Origin of the sequence: Robertkochia sediminum (assembly GCF_016786255.1) — a bacterium.
In the GTDB taxonomy this organism is placed as follows: Bacteria; Bacteroidota; Bacteroidia; order Flavobacteriales; family Flavobacteriaceae; genus Robertkochia; species Robertkochia sediminum.
Genome location: NZ_JADMKT010000062.1, coordinates 290896 through 310896, shown reverse-complemented (window position 1 = coordinate 310896; position 20001 = coordinate 290896). Strand labels below are relative to the sequence as shown.

Below are 20001 nucleotides of genomic sequence, written 5' to 3'. Positions count from 1 at the left end.
TAAAAAAATAGCGTTCCACGTGGAACGCTATTTTTTTTACCACCTAATTACTGTAAGTTTACCCCATGAAAACACCTAAATCCATTCAGGTTAAAGATCACTTCCTAAGTAAAGAAAACTTTACACTGAAAGCCGTACCTCCCTATGGCATTCTAAAGACACTACCCCAACCTGAACAAGAAAAAATTGGTCGCTACTACGAATCTGAGGAATATTTATCTCATGACGATTCCGCACCCGGCCTCTTTGCTAGGATCTACCGAACCATTAAATCGATCAATCTAAATCGAAAGGAGCGTATCCTTAATACATATCAGCATCAAATTCATAATGTTCTGGATGTTGGATGTGGAACAGGAGACTTCCTGGATCACCTGCCCAAAGCATACCAGAAAACAGGAATAGAGATTAATCCAAAAGCTGCAGGCATTGCTAGTAAAAAAGGATTGCATATTATAAAATCCATAGAAGAAACAGAAACGCAATATGACGTGATCACGTTATGGCATGTTTTGGAACATCTTTATGAGCCGGATGAAACCATTGCTAAACTAAGGGAACGTCTAACAGATCATGGAACACTTATCATCGCCTTGCCAAATTATAAAAGTTGGGATGCAAAATACTACGGACCAGAATGGGCAGGATATGATGTACCAAGACATCTATGGCACTACGATAAAAGCTCCGTTCAAAATCTTTGTATGGCTCATAAATTAAATGTAGTAAAAATCTTACCTATGTATTTCGACGCTTACTATGTAAGTCTGCTTAGTGAGAAATACAGAAAAAACTCACTTACCACCTTACGCGCCACGATTACCGGAAGCATTTCTAACCTGAATTCACTTTTTGATGGTGAATGCTCTTCTTTGATCTATATTATCCGTAAAAACACAAATAAATAAGATCTAAGACGGTTTACTTTAAGTAGACGATAACTTACTTCAAAAAGTTATAAACATAGCTTAAAAGTCGTTTAAATACGTTAGTTTAAATAAAAGACTTTGATGTGTATTAAAAAATCTATAAGTAAAATCTATAACATAAAATAAACGCACAACCCTACCCTCAACCCTCCAGAATTTCTATTTTTGGGCGTAGACAAAACAAAAACCTATTCATGAAAAAACTTCCCTTAATTTTGCTTACCGCGATGCTTGCTGCTTCATGTAACCAAGACAAGATCGCTTTTGTTGATAATACCAAACTGATCAAAGAATACCAGGAGAAGATCGATCTAGAAAATAAGTACAAAGTAAAATTCGAAAAGTTCCAACAAAAATTAGATAGTTCTTCTGCCGTTCTTCAACAAGAGATCCAGTCGTTCCAAAACAGCGCTCAGAAAATGAGTCAGAACAAAGCACAGGAAAAATACAACGAATTGATGCAAAAGCGCCAACAACTCGCTCAACAATTCCAAAACGAAGAACAGCTCCTTAGTCAGGAGAGCGGACAAGCAGTAGATTCACTCGTAAAGAAAGTAAGAACATTCGTTAAGGACTACGGTAAGAAAAACGGATACACATACATCCTTGCAGAAAATGAAGGTGGAAATGTATTTTACGGTGAGAACTCAAAAGATATCACAGCCGACGTACTACGTTCCCTGAACACCGCATACAAAGAAGAAAAATAACAACTCGCTTCTTTAAATAATTAAATAAAACCCTCATTACGAGGGTTTTATTTTTTAAATTATACCTAAATAAGAACATCATGGCTACTCGTAAAAGCTTAAGCCTGTTCTTCCTTGTCTTCCTGCTTATCGCCTTGATCCTTTTTCTTTTTGTTGAATACAAAAAGAAACAATTTATATCAGAATTGAATTACCTGGAATTTCCGGGTTTTACCCTGAGTACTAACCATTCTGAAATAGACCTGCTTAACAGAAGCATCTCTATTCAACAAGCGCAGATCAATACATATACAGCAACAGATTCCATCCTGGTTACCATCCCGGAAATACGAGTACAGGGTATTCATTACTCTGATTATATTTTTAACAACACCGTACGTTTAGACAGTCTTATCATCGATAGTCCCCTGCTATACATAACCCGATACGATACCTTACCCCTGCCCCCGGTAAACGAGACCGACAGTAACAAACCCTTCATACAGATCAAACACATCTTTCTAAATAACGGAAAGATCCTTCGACAGGACACATCAAAAGATACCCTGATGTCGCTCCCGAGTCTCCGAATAGCGATAACCGACTTATCAACAGACCCGGAAAATAACGCTCCCCCAAAAATTGGAGCGTATCGTCTAACGATCTTAAATACCATTATTAAACCGAATACCCTATCACGGGTAACCCTGGCCCGTATGGAACTAACGAAAGAAAAATGGACCTTAGAACATCTTTTATTACGCCCTACTCATGACAAATACAATTACAGTAAATTCATTCCCTATCAGGACGATTGGATCTCAGGAACGATTAACAACCTTGAACTCCATCAACCCGATATCACCCAACTTTCTGATAGTGTTTTCAAGGCTGATCATATCGCCATCAACGGACTTCAACTGGATATATTCAGAGATAAACATATCGCCCGTAAGAATACACAAAAGCCCATGTTAACCACCCTTCTGAATGACATTCCACTAAAGATCGCCTTAGACTCGGTACTTATAAACAATGGTAAACTAACCTATGGAGAACGTATGCCGGAAAATAACAATTACGGTAGTGTTACCCTGAACAACATACAAAACAATATATATCGCCTTAATACGATCGAAAAAGATACTGTCTTCATAAATTTTAGTGCCAATTCAGGTAGCCAGGGCCTTGTAAAAGGCTCATGTACCCTACCACTGGCTTCTGAAAGTGCACATTTCGACATGCATTTATACATGCACAAGGTAAATTTTGCCACGTTCAATTCGTTTACCGAAACGAACATGAACATGACCAACAAGGGCATTATAAATAATGCTTACATCAACGCCTCCGGGGATCATATAAGTGCCAAGGGAAGATCCTACCTTAATTACGATGAATTCGAGGTTACACTTGTTAACAAGAAAACAGGTGGAGCCAAAAAGATCCTGAGTTCTATCGCTAATTTTATAGTGCCAAAAAAGAGGGATCTCAATGAAGAAGAAAAGTTCACGATAACCCGTAATCAGGAGCGGTCATTCTTTAACTATATGTGGCTTTGCGCTCAAAAAGGAATAACAGTGAATATGATCTAAGCCGCAAAGAGATATAACCCGAAAAAGACAGGCATCAGATAGATCACTATGGTTCTAGCCCCATCGTAATCCTTAGCAAGTCGCTGCCCTAGTAACAACATTAACAGGGTAACTCCTGAGATCACTAAACTCATTTGTGCCCAATAACTACCACCATCTGTAAACAGCTCATAAAAGGCCAAAAACGTGGTCACTGTCGTGGCTATCTCCAGCAGTACGATAAATCCGAGGGAAACTGGCACCATACCTTTGATAACCGTGTCTTTAAAATGATCGTTCAACCAGGTAACATTCCCTTTCCAATCGGTGATCTTATCCAAACCACTTTGCAAAAAAGTGATCAGTACAAATAGCAGAATAAGCATTTTTAAGTAAAACATAATCCTAGGTATTATCAGGTTCTAATATTCTCAATTACTCCTTTGATCTTCTCCTTTTCCTTAGGAAAGAACCCCTGAAACATCAATACCATTCCGAAAAAGATCAACACCAGGCTAATCACCCTTTTGACCCTGAAGATCAGGTAAGGCGTGAGCCTGTGCTTTAATTGTTTTGCCAAAAGGATCTTCACTGCATCTACCAGCATATACGTGATGAGTATGGAGCTGATAAAGACGAAGATACGACCTTCGTTCATCTCTAATCTGGGACCAAAAATAATAATGATCCCCAACCAAAATCCAAGCACTCCCACATTGATAAAATTGAGTAGAAATCCTTTGAGAATAAGATGCAGGTAATTGTTCTTATTGATCACTTCGACCACATCCTTATCCACTTCTTTCTTATAGGCCTTCTTAGATCGTATAAACGATATGACCCCATAAGTAATGAGTAACGCACCCCCAAAAATAAACAGGGACGGATCGTCCTTAATCCGTTCAAGGATCCGGTTGGTACTAAAGTATGCGATAAGAATAAAGAGGATATCCCCCAACACCACCCCTACATCAAAGCTCATAGCAGCCCTGAATCCTTTAAGGGCACCTGTTTCTAATAACACAAAAAAAACAGGGCCTATCGTAAAAGAGAGTAATATTCCTAATGGGATGCCCGAAGCAATATCTTCTATCATGAAACGGGGTCAATTTTATTAGATCGCAAACATAATGACCATAGTTCACCCGTGAAGGGTTGGCCTATCGCAACACAAATTTACTTTTTAAAATTCTTTTATGGTTCCGCCGAGAAATTTTGTTTGGTCTATCACCCGTGGTTTCCCGTAAATATTAATATTTCCGCCTGCACGCACGGTAGCGTCTACATATTCTGAGGCCCTGATATCGGCATATCCTCCGGCATTCACTTCCACTTCGGTTTGCTCGGTTTCCAGGTTTCCCGCTTCATAACCACCACCGGTATTCACATCGACCACCTGATTTTTGGCTGAGCCTTCCACCGCAATGGTCGCTCCGGTAACCGATTTTACACGTAGCCGTTTCAGGGCAACCTTTAGATCGATCTCACCTGCTTCCTGTGCCCTGAGTTCGAGATCGACCTGATCGATCACCTCATCTGAGGTAATAAGCGCATTCTCGTTTACATCCAATACCGATAAGGGTTTGTTGTAGTACACTTCAGCAAAGGTGGCATACCCACTAAAGAGCTTTTCAATCTCCATACGGATCTTAAGTTTCCCGCGAACCCATCTTACCGTAACCGATCTTGCATCTTCTCCTTTGATCACGACCTTGTTCTCTTTTCCGGGAATTAGTTTTACCGAAATTCCGTCAAATACCTTGAGTTCTGAAAAATCGTCTACAGGATATTCCACCTCATCCTGGGCTATTGCAAATGATACGATCAACATTGCGATCGCTGCCATGAACTGCTTCATGATACGCTAATTATTTATGGTTGATATTCGTCCTTTTTACCCAATAATGAAAAATCGAGATGGCGCTTTACCAGGTCTGTATTCTTTACGCGAACATACACCTCATCTCCCAATTGATATTGATTCTTGGTAACTTCTCCTACTATGGCATACAACTTTTCATCAAACACATAATAGTCGTCTTTGATATCCCGTATTCTGATCATTCCTTCACATTTATTCTCGATGATCTCCACATAGATCCCCCATTCGGTTACCCCGGAGATCACTCCCAGGAAGTCTTCATCCTGATGATCTTCCATGAACTTGATCTGCATGTACTTAATACTATCTCTTTCTGCATTGGCTGCCAGGGATTCCATATTCGACGAATGCTTACACTTCTCTTCGTAATCGGCCTCCTTTACTGTAGCTCCCTGGTCCAGATAGTGCTGTAATAGTCTGTGCACCATCACATCGGGATACCTCCGTATGGGTGAAGTAAAGTGAGTGTAATAATCAAAGGCGAGTCCGTAATGCCCAATATTTTCCGTAGTGTATTCAGCCTTACTCATGGTTCTTATAGCCAGGGTGTCTACGAGATTCTGCTCCTTTTTACCCTGTACATCTTTTAAAAGGCTGTTTAAAGAGCTTGTAATGGTATTTCTGCTCTTCATATTAAGACTGTATCCAAAACGTTTAATAACGCCTTGTAACTGCATTAATTTTTCTTCATCCGGGTCGTCGTGTACCCTGTACACAAAGGTCTTTTTCTGTTTCCCAATAAATTCGGCCACCTTGCGATTGGCCAGCAACATAAATTCCTCGATCATCTTATTGGCATCCTGGGAGGTCTTAAAATACACCCCTACCGGTTCGTTCTCTTCATTGAGGTTGAACTTCACCTCTACCTTATCGAAAGAGATAGCACCAGCCTGCATACGTTTCTTTCTCATGGTCTTCGCCATGCTATCCATAAGCTGAATGGCCTGAGCTATATGGGGTTCGACCTCATAAGCCTTCCCTGTAAGAGAAACCGATCCGGGTACGGTGGTACCCCCGTTCTCTATGAGTTGTTGTGCCTCTTCATAGGCAAATCGCCGGTCTGAATAGGTCACTGTTCTCCCAAACCACTGGTCTTTGATCTCTGCTTTCTTATTCATGGTAAAAACTGCAGAGAAGGTGTATTTTTCTTCATTAGGCCTTAGCGAACAGGCATTATTCGACAGGATCTCCGGCAGCATGGGCACTACCCTGTCTACCAGGTAAACAGAAGTTGCCCTGTCGTAAGCCTCATCATCGAGAATAGTTCCGGGCTGTACATAGTGAGATACATCGGCAATATGGATCCCTACTTCGTACCACTCATCATCGATCTTTCTGAAAGACAAAGCATCGTCGAAATCCTTTGCATCTTTAGGATCTATGGTAAATGTAGGCACCTCACGCATGTCCCTTCGCTTAGCGATCTCTTCGGGTTTAATAGAAGTATCTATCTGATTGGCAAAGTGTTCTACTTCTTCCGGAAACGAATAAGGCAATCCATACTCTGCAAGAATGGCGTGCATCTCGGTATCGTGCTCCCCTGGTTTACCAAGGGTTTCTACGATAGTACCATAAGGTGAATCGGCATTCTTTGGCCAGTCGTTGATCTCAACGATCACCTTGTCGCCGTGTTCAGCCTTTCCTATCCTGTTCTTGGGAACAAAGATATCGGTGTACATTTTATGGTCGGACGTGAGTACGAAGCCAAAATTCTTTTGCATCTGTAACACCCCTACGAAGGTGGTCTTTTTACGTTGAAGTATCCTGGTGATCTCTCCTTCCAGTTTCTTTCCTCTTCGACGTCTGGGAAATACATACACTTCTACGGTATCGCCATGAAGGGCCTTGTTCAATAAGTTCTGGGGTACGAATACATCGGTATCGAGATCTTCACAGATCACATAGGCATTGCTTCTCCCGGTCATGTCTACGACACCTTCGTAATAGTTCTGACTGGGAATTACTTTGTACTTTCCTTTTTCTACTTGTTCGATACGTTGCTTACCAACCAGTTCTCCTAATCGTTTGATGATGAGATTTCTACCTGCGGTATCGGTAATATCCAGTCTGGCAGCGATCTGTTTGTAGTTATAAGATTTATCGGGATTACTCTCAAGAACAGAAAAGATTCCTTTCGTGATCTCATTCTTCCGTTGCTTTTCTGATCTCTTTTTACGTTTTGACATATACTAATTTTATACTTCGAAAGTACGAATAATTAAACAGCTCCTGTTAATTACTTCCAGCGTTAAAATAATATTAAAAATAGTGTAACGTTTAAAGAACTTATTCGTCTTTATAATAAAGCCACCACTTAAGTGAAAAGATTCTATCGCATCTTACTGCTCTTTATCATCCTCTTTGTTCTGGGGATAGGTGCACTTGCGGGCTATATTAACTACAGCCTGGATCAAAAAGAAAAGGCTAAGGCAGCAGAGATCGAAAGAGTAACCACTTCTCTTGGTAAACATGCATAAGGCTGTTTATCCTCCGTATTTTTTTCTTATTTTTAGAACTGACAATCAATAGATTAGCAGTGACCCATTTTCAACATATCGCCACCTTTACGTATCCTCATGAATACATGGTATTGCGTTTTATCATGGAGGAAGAAGGTATACCCTATGTCTTCGAGAACGAAACCATGATAGGGATATCTCCTTTTTATTCGAATGCCTTGGGAGGTATACGTTTGCTGGTACATAAGGACTACGCCGATTACGTCGCCGAACTTATTAACGACCTCGAAGATCCCGCTTCTCACCTACGCGTAGTTTGATCCCGCAGGCCTCTCCCCTTTTTCTGAAACCCTCCCGGATTCACAGCGCCACCATATCCATCCTTTCCAAAACGCTTTTCCGGATTCACCATGCCACCAGCCCTACTTTCCAAAACATCCCTCACCTTTCCAGTTCTCCTTTCGCTCATTTTCCCAAACACCTTTCAGGACCCTTTCAACCTTTTCCTTTCTCCTACCAAACACTCACTTCAAAATTCAAAACAGGTTATTCACTTATTAACCATTATACTATTATATTCTTTTTTCTTCTTTTTAAAATTAAAATTTTAGATGTCTATTATAGGGTGTTCATAACAGGTATAACTTTTTACCGAAGTATTTGGTATTTTAACTAAGAGTAGTGTTTTACATCGTTATGAACAATCCGTTAACCGGATATAGCGTTAAGAATCAAGGGATTTTTAGATGTAATTAACAGTTGTGAACAACTGTGAACAGTGGTTGTTTTTTAATAAATAATGCTTGTTAACAATGTTGATTTGTATGTGAAACCGGTTTAAGAATTGTCAATTAAAAAATACATTTTCCACTTGTTAGAAACCTAAAATTTCACCAATGGAAAATTGCATTTAACCCACCAAATTTTTTTAGTAGAAATAACTTTCCATTTATCAACAATTCGGGGGTTTTATTAAGGTTTTGTTTTTCAGTTCATTACCGAACATCGTTAATAAGGGGTGTTTATAAGTGTAAGATGTAGGTATTTACTACCTTTGTGGGGTGTTCATTTAAATAAAACAAACTATGAAAATTGCCATTGGAAACGACCATGCCGGTACCGAATACAAGTTCGCTATTGTTGACATGTTAAAAGGTATGGGTTTTGAAGTTATAAATAGTGGTACCGACGCTGCTGACAGTGTTGATTATCCTGATTTTGTGCATCCTGTAGCTTCGGCAGTAGATAAAGGAGAGGTCGATTACGGGATCCTTCTTTGCGGTAGTGGTAACGGGGTAGCCATGACGGCAAACAAACACGCTAATGTAAGAGCCGGCCTGTGCTGGAGCAAAGAGCTCGTTGAGCTTACGCGCTTACACAATAATGCAAACATATTATGTATGCCTGCGCGTTTTACCGCTAAAGAACAGGTTCTTGAAATGGTGAGAACCTTTTTAAATACTGAATTCGAGGGCGGACGCCACGAAGGAAGAATTAACAAGATCCCATTAGGTTGTTAATATGGGACACGGGCATAGTCACGATCACGGAGCTCATCAACCTTTAAAGGGTAAGAATCTACTGATCTCGATCCTGCTCAATATCTGTATTACCCTGGCTCAGGTTATAGGAGGGTTGATCTCCGGAAGTTTAGCCCTCCTGTCTGATGCCCTTCACAATGCTACCGATGTCATCTCCTTAATTATTAGTTATGTGGCTAACAGGCTGGCGCGTACCAAGGCTTCTACACACCGAACTTTCGGGTACAAGCGCGCAGAGATCATCGCTGCTTTTATCAATGCGGTATCCCTTATCGTTATTGCTATTATTCTAATTGCCGAGGCGTATAAACGCATTCTCGATCCGCAACCCATTGGCACTGGCCTGGTCATATGGCTTGCCATTTTAGGTATCGTTGCCAACGGCTTAAGTGTGCTCATTCTTAAAAAGGATGCCGGCCGCAATATTAATATGCGTTCTGCCTACCTACATTTGTTAACCGATATGATGGCCAGTGTTGCGGTGCTGATAGGCGGATTGCTCATGAAATTTTTCGGCATCTACTGGATAGACAGTGTACTTACTTTTCTTATTGGTCTCTACCTTATTTACGTAGGCTATGATCTTTTGCGAAGCTCTACCCGCATGCTTATGTTATTTACTCCGGACCATATCGATGTTAAAGCCCTGGTGCGTTCGGTACACCAACTGGAAGATGTTAATAAACTCCATCATATTCATGTATGGGGACTTAACGATGATGAGCTGCACCTGGAAGCCCATCTCGATTTTAAAAAAGATATCACCCTTAGTCGATTCAATGAGATCCTCGCACAGATCGAAACGATCCTTAAGGAAGAATACGGGATCAATCATGTGAATATTCAACCGGAATTCAACAAGGAAGATCCCAAGGATTATATTGTTCAGGATTAAAAATGTTGCTTTATGAAGATCGTGGTTAAAACCTTTAATGAACTCAATATTGATGAACTCTACGCATTGCTGCGTTTACGTGCAGCCGTATTTGTAGTAGAACAGGATTGTGTGTACCAGGATGTTGATAACAAGGATCAAAAGGCCTTGCACGTTATGGGCTATGAAGGCGATCAATTGGTAGCCTATACCCGTTTATTTACCGGTGGCGATTATTTTGACAGACCCAGTATTGGCCGTGTGGTGGTAGCTGAAACCGCCAGAGGTAAGGCTTTTGGACATGACATACTCAGGGCTTCTATCGAAACGATAGAAACCAGGTTTGGCAAACAGCCTATTGAGATCTCAGCGCAGACCTATCTCGAGAAGTTCTATAACGACCACAAATTCAGGGCTGTGGGAGAAACGTACCTGGAGGATGGAATTCCTCATGTTCGTATGATCAGAGACTAATTGATCTTGATCATGTTCTTTTCAAGGTTCAGATCGTCTAACATGGTGTTGGTAAACTTATAGTGACCCTTGGTGGTCACGATCTTAAAGCGGGAGGAGTTTCTTTTGCTCAAGGCATCCAAAAACATCCATTTTGATTTTAGAAGATTGGGCTTTTCCGACTTTACACTGAGTTCAAAATAGTACTTGATCCCCATTTTCTGAGCTACGATATCAGGGGTTACGACCACATCACTACCTTTTTTGGTAAACGATTTTGGAGATTCGTAACCGTCTAAGGCTGCTTTGATGTTGTTAAAACCTCTGTTTTCAAGGTAACTTACTGTCTGATTCAAAAAATCTTTATTATTCTCTCTGTCAAGTGCTATCATAGCTATAAAAATACAACACTTAACTGTAAGTATCAATAAATCAGTTAGTTAAATCGTTTTAACACGGTTTAACCACGTTGTCCAGACCTTTTAAGTCACCTCATTGTTTGCTGCTACGGCATCCTGATTTTGATCGAAGAACTTCATTTCCCCGGTGATGATCTTGTACAGTTGTTTTCGAAGCGGACGAAGGAGGAAAAGACGAAAACCAAGGGTGAGCCACCATTTACCGGAAAGGGTCCTTACCAGTGCAATAAGTCGCTTATTAATGAGGGGTTGATATTGCTGAATGAAGTCGGACATCGAGAATTCCGGCAGTACCGGATATGTTTTTGATTCCACCTGGCCTTCCAGGAGTATTTGGTTACGGGCTTCTTTTAAACGCACATCGGGAATGATGGGAAAGTGCATAACTGAAGCAGCACTTTTATCCCGGCGTACAATACAAAATCGGTCAAGGGCGGTTTCAACCGGAAGTTGATCCAGGCGCACCTTTGCCGTTTCTACCGGAAGGGTAAAGTGAAATCTCAAAAAATCCCTGCAGTTTCTTCTGCCCAGTTCGTAATCATGCGCCCTGAGGTCTTTCCCTATAAAACCTGCGAATCCGCCAAGGGGTGCCGAGGCGAGGACTTTGCCTAAGGCATTCCATTTTTCGGGGTAACCCCCTCCCTTTCGGGGAGCGATAAGAAACCGGGTGCGGTCTTTAAGCGATATGGCTTCGGCCAGGCCTTCCTGGTTGAGCATGACCTCATTGCGCAAGGCGCGGAACATTCCTGTTAAGGTATTCCAGAGTCCCATGGATCCTACAGACTTCGTGGAAGGTGGTTTTGAAGGAAGGGGATCGATCATGATCACTGCATACCGGTTATTTTCACAGGCGGGTGCACAGTTCTCACGGAGTACTTTTAATGCCCAACCATAGGGTTCATTATTGAGCAGTCCCCCATCTATAGCCGGAAAGGGTGTATGTGCATGAGGGTTTTTTATATCGATGTGCAGATTACTTTCTGAAGCTTTCCCCGGCAGGTATTTCAGGTAGGGGTCGTGGGGCAAGGTAACGCTTCGGGTAGGTAATCCTATGGGGAAGGCCGAAGTGCTCAGGGCAGCAGCTTTGAGCAGGGCGGCATCTTCTTTTAACCGAAGGTCGGTGGCATAGCGGTGAGGCTCTGGAACAGGTTCTTTTTCATCAGTAATAGCGTGAAATCTGAATACACTACTGTGCTGGGTAATCGTATGACCACCGTTTTCGGTTCCGGCCCCGTTAAAGTCAATATTCACATCGATGCCTTCGAGGTTGGTCGTGGTGAGTATCACCTCGGCCTGTTCAGAAAGCCAGGAAGGTTTTTTAAGGTTTTTCAGAGGTGCTAAATACCGGTCGGCCAGGTTTTCGATAGGGTATGCATTGAGGAGGGAACGTACGTTTTTCTCCTTATTGAGATCCTTGGTACTCAGGAGTTTTTCGAGGGTATAGTGTGTTTCATCATCGGCCATACTTACCCAACAGTCTTTAAGCAGGCTGTTATTTTCAAGCGTACTATGACTGCTATCCAGGATCTTTTTAAGGGCAAGTGTGGCGGTGATCCCCCCTGCTGAGGCACCACTGAGTACTTCCAGTTCTACACGGTGCATAGGGATACTGTGATCGTAATCAGGGTGATCGATACCCAGTTCCAGGTTCCTTGCTTTGGCTTTTTCCCATCGGTCAAGAACCCCGAGAAGTTCATCCATAACCCCAGCGGTATAGGCTCCGGCAGAAACGGCACCGGCCATGGTAAGACAGAGTTTAAAGCTGGTTTCGGGCATAATGGTTAGAAGGTTACAAGGTTACAAGGTTACAAGGTTACAAGGTTACAAGGTTACAAGGTTACAAGGTTACAAGGTTACAAGGTTATGGGGTTATACAGTTATGCGGTTAAAATGGAATAAGTTATGAGAGAATTTTCTGAAATGCAAGGGCAACACAGTGATTCAGTGAAGCGGTGATGTCCACCTTCGCTGAAGCTTCGGTGGGTAATACAGTGATACAGTGACGGAGGTACGAAGGTACGGGGTTACGAAGGCACAAGGGATCGTAACTCTTAGCACTTAGCTGTTATACAGTTAAACAGTTATACGGTTCGCTGTAGTATATGGTATTAAAGGATCGTTCAAACGTTCTTCTGCTGTGTCGGGATGGGTAGTTCAAAAGACTTTAAAAAGTTGGGATTTCTCCCCTCCTATCTAAGGAGGAGTGGCAACGTCTAAAACGTGGTCGGGGTGGTTTTGTAGTGATACGGTGACGGAGGTACGAAGGTACGAAGGCACAAGGGATGGTAACTCTTAGCACTTAGCTTTATCGAAGGTGGGTTTTACCTTCTTTCATGAGATTGCCGCGCCCTGCTATCGCACGGCTCGCAAAGACGCAGTATTATCTTTTGAAGTGAGTGACGAATAGAGAGTTATGACTCGCAGGAGATCATCGACCACATTACCTATTACCCATTACTTGTAACCGGTTACCTCTTTCACTTCAACAGCTCCTGATACCTACTCTTGTCTGCCAGGATATTCCGGGCTTCAAGAATGGTCTTGTCGTGATCGAGGTAATACGTATACAATCCGTTGCGATATCCGTAGCGGGTAACCAACTCGTCGCGAATATCCTTTTTAATTCTTTCAGCTCTGCTATCCAGGGCTGCCAGCTTACTTTGTGAAATGCTGTTGAGTAGTTCTTTGTATTCTTTTTCAACATCAGTTCCCAAATCTGCAAGGGCCTCAGGGTTCAATTGTTTCTTGAGCAGTTCTTCTTCCGGAGTAGTATATTCGAGTTCTTTATTCTTTACAAAGGCTTTGAACTGCTTGTAATCACTATCGGTGAATTCAAAGGTTTCCGGATCCACATCCGGGTGCTTATAGTAGTAATCGGTGGCGTAATCAAAAATGATCAGGTTGTTATCCAGTGCCCTGGTCAGGGAGTTTTGTTCCAGTTCTTCAATGGTCACATCGGGAGTTACCCCACCATTATCGTATACCACCCTGCCATTCCTGGTTTTAAATTCACTATAAGACCGTTTGGAAACGGCATTCCCCTGCTCGTCCCGGTTCCAGTAATCCATAGCCTGGATACAACGGCCACTGGGGGTGTAGTATCTGGAGATGGTCACTTTAAGCTGGGTGCCATAGGATAGATTGATCGGACGTTGAACAAGGCCTTTTCCGAAGCTCCTGCTTCCGGCAACTACAGCACGGTCAAGGTCCTGAAGGGCGCCACTTACGATCTCACTGGCCGAAGCACTGCGGTCGTCAATCAGGATCACCAGCGGAATTTCGGTATCTACCGGTTTACTCCGTGTCGAGAATTCCTGGTTGAACTTTTTCACCTTTGAACGGGTGCTTACTATAAGTTCTCCCTTGGGTACAAAAAGGTTACAGATCTTAATGGCCTCACTCAGGAGTCCGCCGGGATTTCCTCTCAGGTCGAGAACGATCTGAGATGCTCCCTGTTCCTTGAGATCGATCAGGGCCTGCTTGGTTTGTTCGTAGGCTTTTCTGTTGAACCTGGAAAGTACGATATACCCGGTCTGTTCATCGGCCATTTGGTAGAAGGGCACGGCATCGACTTCGATATCACTGCGCTCTACGGTCGTGTTCTCTGTTTTTCCCTGTCGTTTGTATACCACAGCAACAGATGAATTTTTAGCTCCTTTAAGAAGTTCGGTGGCATCATCCTTAAAATCGGCTACTTTGACATCTCCTATCTGAATGATCTCATCTCCGGCCTTTAAACCGGCTTTATCGGCCGGATAGCCTTCATAGGGTTCAATGACCAGTAACTTGTCGTTAAAACTGCGTACAAGGGCTCCTATGCCCGAATATTCTCCGTTGTTGTTGATCTTAAAGGTTTCCACATCCTGTTCGTTCATGAACCGGGTGTAGGGATCCAGGTCTTCCAGCATGCTCTTGATCGCTCCGTCCATAAGCTCGGCAGGATTGGTCTCATCGACATAGTTCATATTGAGTTCTTTGAACATGGTCGTAAAGATCTCCACCTGTTTGGCGATCTCGAAATAATCATTGCGGTAACTCGTAACTGTCAGTGTAACAAATAGTAACAGGACAGGGATCAGGATCTTCTTTATCATCATGCTCAATACTTTTTCAGGTTCAGGCCTTTTTTAAAAGTACCAAAATTGACCGGTTCAGAAAAAGAATTGCTTTTAAACGCTACAGTTTTAACGTTAATTTTAAGACAATGGTGAAGAACAGGCTGTCTTATGCTTGTTTTTGGAGAAATTTATGCATAGCTACATCCATGGCTTTTTGCAGCTTCTTGAGCGTGGGAAGTTCTTTTCCGATATAGATGAATAACAGGGCATGGGGTTGTTTCATTTCCGGAAGCCATGACGCTTTTTGCAGGCGCCAGCTTTCACGCATGAGTCGTTTTACGCGGTTGCGGTCTACCGCACGTTTAAAACGTCGTTTAGGCACAGAAACGGCTACCTGAACTTTGGTATCTTCCTGGAATTCAAAGGGCAGATAAACCAATTTAAGGGGGTATTTGGACACCGATGATCCTTCGGTGAACACCTGTTCTATGCGCTTTTTGCTTTTGAGTTTTTCTTTTCTCGGAAAGGACTGGTCCATACGCCACATTAAGGGGCAAAAATAACAAAACCTCCCTTGAAAAGAGAGGTTTTGAAACGTAAAGCGTTATCCTTAATGCTTTATTCTGCAGTATAGGTGTTATTATCTCTGTTGGTATCGGCCATAAGTCCGGAAGGATCGATGTAGATCGCCTCGATCTCAGCAGCGTTCTTTTCGATACTGAAACTGTACTCAGGATATACCCATGGCCAGTCGTCCAGTAGCTGTCTGTTAAGGGCTGTATACGGATTAGCCTTCTCCCCTCTCATCATACGCAATGGGGCGTAAAACGTTTCCATTTCTCCGTTCTTGTATTTAACGAGAATATCTAACGGCATAGGCATTTTACCAATACGCTCCAGGGTGATACGGGTCTTCTCCCCTTCGGCTTCCACGCTTTTGATCCCGTAGTCTATGGTATGGGTGGTTTGTGCCCATTCGTTGAGGTACCACCATAGCTGAATGCCGGAAACCTTCTCTGCGGTACGAATAATATCGTTTGGCGTTGGGTGGGTAAATTTAAAGTCGTCGTAGTAACGTTGCAGGGTCTCTTGCAATTTATCCTGCCCGATGATATACCCCAGCTGACTCAAAAATACCTCTCCCTTGCTGTAGGCAGAGATCCCGTAAACGGCATTCATACTGTAACGGTCTGCCTGTGTGGTAAGTGGCTCCTGCATTTCAGAATTGGCCAGTCTGAGGTAGCCCTTGTACGCCCCTTCGAACGGATTGTCCTTTTTCTCCTCCATAACAATGTTCATGGCCAGGTCAGAAACGAAGGAGGTAAATCCTTCATCCATCCATTCGTGCTTTGATTCGTTGGTCGCCAGGATCTGCTGGAACCAGGTATGCGCCATTTCATGAGCGGTTACCCCTACAAGGCTTCCAAAGCTGCGATCCCCGGTGATCAGGGTGCTCATAGCGTATTCCATACCACCGTCTCCCCCCTGGATCACAGAGTATTGCTCCCACGGATAAGGCCCTACATATTCGCTGAAGAATTCTATAAGTGCTGCCGTCTTTGGCTGAAGGTTCTTCCAGTTCTCGGCGTACTTCTCCTCATCGAGGTAGAAGAAATGCAGGGTGGGTCCGTTCTCCACCTGGTAGGTATCGTGAACGTAGTTGGCATCTGCGGCCCAGGCAAAATCGTGAACCATAGGCGCTTTGAAATGCCAGGTAAGCTTATCGCCTTTAGGTCTTTTCACCTTCATACCTTCGGTTTCGTATCCTTGTCCGATCTCCTGCGGATTTTGAAGGTATCCGGTACCTCCGATCACATAGTCCTTATCGATGGTGATCTTCACATCAAAGTCACCCCATACGCCCTGGAATTCCCTGGCGATATAGGCGTGATCCTGCCAGCCTTCAAAGTCGTATTCAGCCATTTTAGGATACCATTGGGTCATGGAAAGGGCTACGCCTTCGGCATTGTTTCTACCGCTACGACGGATCTGCACAGGAACCTGCCCTTCGAAATCCATGGTGAAGGTTACCGTTTCTCCGGGGAGAATAGGTTTATGGAGTTCCACTTCAAGAATGGTACCTTCTGTATGGTGTTTGATCGCTACGCCGTTCTGCTTGAGGGTGCCTACCTTGAGGTATCCGATCTCATCGGGTTTCAGACCATTGATCCTCGATCCTACCCTGCGGTCCGGATCGGGCAGGTTACGGCTGCGTACATCCATTTCACTTCCCGGTTGGAAGGCGTTAAAATAGAGGTGGTAGAATACCGTTTTCAGGGTGTCTGGAGAATTGTTGGTGTAGCGCAATTCCTGGTCTCCGGTAAACCGGTAGGTTTCAACATCCATGTCTACGTTCATAGTATAATCTACATGTTGCTGCCAGTAATACGGACGGTCGTTCTCGAATTGTGCGCGGCCGGTAAGGGAAATACCCAGGCCGAGGATGACTAGAAATAACTTTTTCATAATTTTTTAAAAATAAAAAAGGCCCCTTACCGCAGTAAAGGGGCCTTGTTCACAGGTGAATTATTAAAGTTTGATCTTTTTTCTTGAAACCTTATCGGCCATGATCAGGGCGTTGTACAGGTTGGTCATTTTACCTGATTTAGAAAGGTCTCCGAAAGGTTGTTTGTTACCAGGGTCTCCTCCAACAACTACTTCAGCATCAGAGGCCAGTCCTGACTGCATGATGATATGCTTAACCTGAGAAGCGGTAAGCTTCGGGAAGTATGAGCGAATGAGGGCAGCTACTCCGGCAACACCCGGTGCAGCCATAGAAGTTCCCTGCAGGTACTCATATTCGTTATCAGGAGTGGTCGCATAGATCTTGGTTCCGGGAGCGAATACGTCTACATTCACTTTTCCGTAGTTTGAGAATCCAGCCACCATATTTTGTCCGTAATCCCAGTTCAGGGCTCCAACGGTGATCACATTGTCAAAGAATTCCGGACCGTTGTTTTCCTGGTCGTTCGGATAGTTCTCTGCTTCATCTAGAAACTTGCTGTCGTTACCGGCAGCGTGTACAAAAAGCACATCGTTCTCGGCAGCGTACTTCAGGGCATCGTAAACCCACTCCTTGTTCGGAGAGTATCCTTTACCAAAACTTCCGTTGATCACCTTAGCTCCGTTATCAACCGCATAGCGAATAGCCAGGGCGATATCTTTATCATACTCATCACCGTTAGGAACAGCTCTGAGCGCCATGATCTCTACATTGTGAGCTACTCCGTTCATTCCAACGCCGTTGTTACGGGCTGCAGCGATGATCCCGGCAACGTGGGTACCGTGCTTGGCGTGCTCCAGGTCTCCGATCACATCACCGTTACCGTAATCGGTATCATTAATATCGTAAGGATCGTCTCCTACTACTGCTCTACCGTCGAAATCGGCATTGAGGTTGTACTCGAGCTGATCAGAGAAATAGTTGATCCCTCCCTGAAGTTGCTCTTTGATCTCGTCTACAGAACCAATACGGGTCATCCAGTATTCGAGGGTTTTCGCAGCCTGGGCCACACTCTCGTCTTCCGAAGTAATGTTTTGAAGCTCTTCAACAGTATAAACATCTTTTCCAAGGGCTTCCTTAACCACACCCTGAGCACCGTCTATTCCGGCCATAAGCTCTTCGTAGCGGGCAAGTCCGGCCTTGGCATAATTAAGTTTTTCATCGAACTCGGCCTTAGCCTTCTTGTACATTTCAGAACCGTCGTCTCCACGCTTTACAATACGGGTCATTTCGAGGTTCTCATCGTTCGATTCTCCCAGGAAGTTCCATCCGTGGATATCGTCAATAAAACCATTCTTATCGTCGTCGATGCCGTTTCCTGCGATCTCATCTTTATTCACCCAAATCACACTGCTAAGGTCTTCGTGATTGATATCGATACCGGAATCTACAACCCCTACTATCACCTTGGTCCCTTCTCTTTCTGCGAGAATATCGGTATAGGCTTTCATAACACTCATCCCGGGGATGGTATCGGTAAGGAGGTCGGCATGCCCCCAGTTCTTATATTGCTCTTCTGTGAAGTTATTTTTATTAAAATCGGTCCCTACCGTATTTTGCATAGGGTCCAGTTTGATGGCTGCGGGGCCACATCCGGCCAGGATACCCATTGCCAGGGCTCCATAGGCAAATGATGATCTAATGTTCATGTTTATATAGTTATATGATATCTGTGAATTTTATGATGTTATCAAGGCGAATGCCTTTTTCGGTTTCCCGGAGGGTGCAGATCTCGTTATGTGCATCGTGCTCCAGAAAGAGGTAGTAATCGTTGTTAACTGCGTTTTTGAGAAATTTAGCCTTTTCGTCGAGGGTAAGCAACGGACGCGTATCGTAACCCATGACATAAGGTAATGGGATATGTCCTGCTGTGGGCAGGAGGTCGGCTGTGAAAACGATCGTCTTTCCCTGGTATTGAATATGGGGGATCATCTGCTTTTCGGTATGTCCGTCAACAAAAAGGATCCCGAATCCCAATTCACTCTCTTTAACGAAATCCCCCTGTGGGGTAGCAATAAATTCCAATTGTCCGCTTTCTTCCAGCGGCAGAATATTCTCTGATAAGAACGAAGCTTTTTCCCGGGCATTGGGTTTTACGGCCCAGTCCCAGTGTTCTTTATTGGTCCAGAACCTGGCATTCTTAAATGCGGGACGGTAGCCTTCCCCATGGCGCTCCACACTCCCTCCGCAATGGTCAAAGTGCAGGTGGGTCATGAACACATCGGTAATGTCATCGCGGTGAAATCCGTGTTGTGCAAGCGATTTGTCTATCGAATGATCGCCCCAGAGGTAGTAATAGCTAAAGAATTTATCCGACTGCTTATTCCCCATTCCGGTATCGATGAGGATGAGCCTGTTGCCGTCTTCAATAAGCAGGGATCGGGCTGCGATATCGATCATATTGTTCTGGTCGGCAGGGTTGGTCCTGGACCAGAGACTTTTAGGAACCACTCCGAACATGGCTCCCCCGTCCAGTTTGAAGTTCCCGGTTTCAATGGCATATAGACGCATATCGCAATTCCTGAATTATTAAATTAAGGTTACGCAAATTAAGAAAACCGTCAAAGATTGGTAAAATACATGTTGATTATTATCCTATTTTTAACATTTTTATATTTTA

At 43.5% G+C, this 20001-nt stretch carries 19 protein-coding genes; 8 read left to right on the top strand and 11 right to left on the bottom strand.

Annotation, left to right across the window (positions count from 1 at the left end; all coding sequences use genetic code 11):
* Positions 1-65 precede the first annotated feature (65 nt).
* The 3 genes from IS446_RS01610 (at position 66) to IS446_RS01600 (ending at position 3213) form a co-directional block, all read left to right on the top strand.
* Entirely contained in the window at positions 66-908 is an 843-nt protein-coding gene (locus tag IS446_RS01610; protein WP_203057746.1) for a class I SAM-dependent methyltransferase, read from the top strand.
* Positions 909-1123: 215 nt separating this feature from the next.
* Positions 1124-1639 (top strand): OmpH family outer membrane protein, encoded by a 516-nt coding sequence (locus tag IS446_RS01605; protein WP_203057738.1) that lies wholly within the window; start codon positions 1124-1126, stop codon positions 1637-1639.
* Positions 1640-1719: 80 nt separating this feature from the next.
* Complete coding sequence (locus IS446_RS01600; RefSeq protein WP_203057735.1) at positions 1720-3213, top strand: hypothetical protein; 1494 nt, start codon at positions 1720-1722, stop codon at positions 3211-3213.
* Here the strand turns inward: IS446_RS01600 and IS446_RS01595 are convergent.
* The 4 genes from IS446_RS01595 to rnr form a co-directional block, all read right to left on the bottom strand.
* Positions 3210-3593 (bottom strand): DoxX family protein, encoded by a 384-nt coding sequence (locus IS446_RS01595; protein ID WP_203057733.1) that lies wholly within the window; start codon positions 3591-3593, stop codon positions 3210-3212. The genes IS446_RS01600 and IS446_RS01595 overlap by 4 nt on opposite strands.
* Before the next feature lie 14 nt (positions 3594-3607).
* Positions 3608-4288: a LysE family translocator gene (locus IS446_RS01590; RefSeq protein WP_203057731.1), complete on the bottom strand. Its 681-nt coding sequence runs from the start codon at positions 4286-4288 to the stop codon at positions 3608-3610.
* A gap of 87 nt (positions 4289-4375) precedes the next feature.
* Positions 4376-5050 carry a head GIN domain-containing protein gene (locus IS446_RS01585; RefSeq protein ID WP_203057722.1) on the bottom strand — a complete coding sequence of 225 codons (675 nt, stop codon included), beginning with the start codon at positions 5048-5050 and terminating at the stop codon, positions 4376-4378.
* 14 nt (positions 5051-5064) lie between these two features.
* On the bottom strand, positions 5065-7260 hold the full coding sequence (gene rnr, locus IS446_RS01580) for a ribonuclease R (RefSeq protein ID WP_203057720.1): 2196 nt from the start codon (positions 7258-7260) through the stop codon (positions 5065-5067).
* Between the two features lie 132 nt (positions 7261-7392).
* On the opposite strand from rnr, the gene IS446_RS01575 reads away from it, so the two are divergent.
* The 5 genes from IS446_RS01575 to IS446_RS01555 all read left to right on the top strand — a co-directional run bounded on the left by IS446_RS01575 (position 7393) and on the right by IS446_RS01555 (position 10422).
* Entirely contained in the window at positions 7393-7551 is a 159-nt protein-coding gene (locus IS446_RS01575; RefSeq protein ID WP_203057710.1) for a hypothetical protein, read from the top strand.
* Positions 7552-7610: 59 nt separating this feature from the next.
* Positions 7611-7853 (top strand): DUF2007 domain-containing protein, encoded by a 243-nt coding sequence (locus IS446_RS01570; protein ID WP_203057708.1) that lies wholly within the window; start codon positions 7611-7613, stop codon positions 7851-7853.
* 765 nt (positions 7854-8618) lie between these two features.
* Positions 8619-9053, top strand: coding sequence for a ribose 5-phosphate isomerase B (rpiB, locus tag IS446_RS01565; RefSeq protein ID WP_203057706.1), 435 nt, complete (start codon positions 8619-8621; stop codon positions 9051-9053).
* A gap of 1 nt (position 9054) precedes the next feature.
* A complete protein-coding gene (locus IS446_RS01560; protein ID WP_203057704.1) occupies positions 9055-9969 on the top strand; it encodes a cation diffusion facilitator family transporter in 915 nt (304 codons plus the stop codon).
* A 12-nt stretch (positions 9970-9981) separates the two neighbouring features.
* A complete protein-coding gene (locus IS446_RS01555; protein ID WP_203057702.1) occupies positions 9982-10422 on the top strand; it encodes a GNAT family N-acetyltransferase in 441 nt (146 codons plus the stop codon).
* Here the strand turns inward: IS446_RS01555 and IS446_RS01550 are convergent.
* The 7 genes from IS446_RS01550 to IS446_RS01520 form a co-directional block, all read right to left on the bottom strand.
* Positions 10419-10793 (bottom strand): hypothetical protein, encoded by a 375-nt coding sequence (locus IS446_RS01550; protein ID WP_203057694.1) that lies wholly within the window; start codon positions 10791-10793, stop codon positions 10419-10421. The two genes, IS446_RS01555 and IS446_RS01550, sit on opposite strands and share 4 nt — an antisense overlap.
* A 90-nt stretch (positions 10794-10883) precedes the next feature.
* Positions 10884-12596 (bottom strand): patatin-like phospholipase family protein, encoded by a 1713-nt coding sequence (locus IS446_RS01545; RefSeq protein WP_203057692.1) that lies wholly within the window; start codon positions 12594-12596, stop codon positions 10884-10886.
* A gap of 701 nt (positions 12597-13297) precedes the next feature.
* On the bottom strand, positions 13298-14914 hold the full coding sequence (locus IS446_RS01540; RefSeq protein WP_203057832.1) for a S41 family peptidase: 1617 nt from the start codon (positions 14912-14914) through the stop codon (positions 13298-13300).
* 130 nt (positions 14915-15044) lie between these two features.
* Positions 15045-15416: a ribonuclease P protein component gene (rnpA, locus tag IS446_RS01535; protein WP_203057683.1), complete on the bottom strand. Its 372-nt coding sequence runs from the start codon at positions 15414-15416 to the stop codon at positions 15045-15047.
* Between the two features lie 80 nt (positions 15417-15496).
* On the bottom strand, positions 15497-17344 hold the full coding sequence (locus IS446_RS01530; RefSeq protein ID WP_203057681.1) for a M1 family metallopeptidase: 1848 nt from the start codon (positions 17342-17344) through the stop codon (positions 15497-15499).
* A gap of 63 nt (positions 17345-17407) precedes the next feature.
* Entirely contained in the window at positions 17408-19030 is a 1623-nt protein-coding gene (locus IS446_RS01525) for a S8 family peptidase (RefSeq protein WP_203057679.1), read from the bottom strand.
* 10 nt (positions 19031-19040) lie between these two features.
* Positions 19041-19892: an MBL fold metallo-hydrolase gene (locus IS446_RS01520; RefSeq protein ID WP_203057678.1), complete on the bottom strand. Its 852-nt coding sequence runs from the start codon at positions 19890-19892 to the stop codon at positions 19041-19043.
* Between the last annotated feature and the right edge of the window lie 109 nt (positions 19893-20001).

Bases quoted from the DNA above. Each gene is read 5' to 3' on its own strand.
- IS446_RS01525 (WP_203057679.1), bottom strand. From the start codon at position 19,030: ATGAACATTAGATCATCATTTGCCTATGGAGCCCTGGCAATGGGTATC.
- IS446_RS01550 (WP_203057694.1), bottom strand. From the start codon at position 10,793: ATGATAGCACTTGACAGAGAGAATAATAAAGATTTTTTGAATCAGACA.
- IS446_RS01600 (WP_203057735.1), top strand. From the start codon at position 1,720: ATGGCTACTCGTAAAAGCTTAAGCCTGTTCTTCCTTGTCTTCCTGCTT.
- rnr (WP_203057720.1), bottom strand. From the start codon at position 7,260: ATGTCAAAACGTAAAAAGAGATCAGAAAAGCAACGGAAGAATGAGATC.
- IS446_RS01530 (WP_203057681.1), bottom strand. From the start codon at position 17,344: ATGAAAAAGTTATTTCTAGTCATCCTCGGCCTGGGTATTTCCCTTACC.
- IS446_RS01590 (WP_203057731.1), bottom strand. From the start codon at position 4,288: ATGATAGAAGATATTGCTTCGGGCATCCCATTAGGAATATTACTCTCT.
- IS446_RS01595 (WP_203057733.1), bottom strand. From the start codon at position 3,593: ATGTTTTACTTAAAAATGCTTATTCTGCTATTTGTACTGATCACTTTT.
- IS446_RS01585 (WP_203057722.1), bottom strand. From the start codon at position 5,050: ATGAAGCAGTTCATGGCAGCGATCGCAATGTTGATCGTATCATTTGCA.
- IS446_RS01540 (WP_203057832.1), bottom strand. From the start codon at position 14,914: ATGATAAAGAAGATCCTGATCCCTGTCCTGTTACTATTTGTTACACTG.
- IS446_RS01545 (WP_203057692.1), bottom strand. From the start codon at position 12,596: ATGCCCGAAACCAGCTTTAAACTCTGTCTTACCATGGCCGGTGCCGTT.
- IS446_RS01555 (WP_203057702.1), top strand. From the start codon at position 9,982: ATGAAGATCGTGGTTAAAACCTTTAATGAACTCAATATTGATGAACTC.
- IS446_RS01560 (WP_203057704.1), top strand. From the start codon at position 9,055: ATGGGACACGGGCATAGTCACGATCACGGAGCTCATCAACCTTTAAAG.
- IS446_RS01610 (WP_203057746.1), top strand. From the start codon at position 66: ATGAAAACACCTAAATCCATTCAGGTTAAAGATCACTTCCTAAGTAAA.
- IS446_RS01520 (WP_203057678.1), bottom strand. From the start codon at position 19,892: ATGCGTCTATATGCCATTGAAACCGGGAACTTCAAACTGGACGGGGGA.
- IS446_RS01605 (WP_203057738.1), top strand. From the start codon at position 1,124: ATGAAAAAACTTCCCTTAATTTTGCTTACCGCGATGCTTGCTGCTTCA.
- rpiB (WP_203057706.1), top strand. From the start codon at position 8,619: ATGAAAATTGCCATTGGAAACGACCATGCCGGTACCGAATACAAGTTC.
- rnpA (WP_203057683.1), bottom strand. From the start codon at position 15,416: ATGGACCAGTCCTTTCCGAGAAAAGAAAAACTCAAAAGCAAAAAGCGC.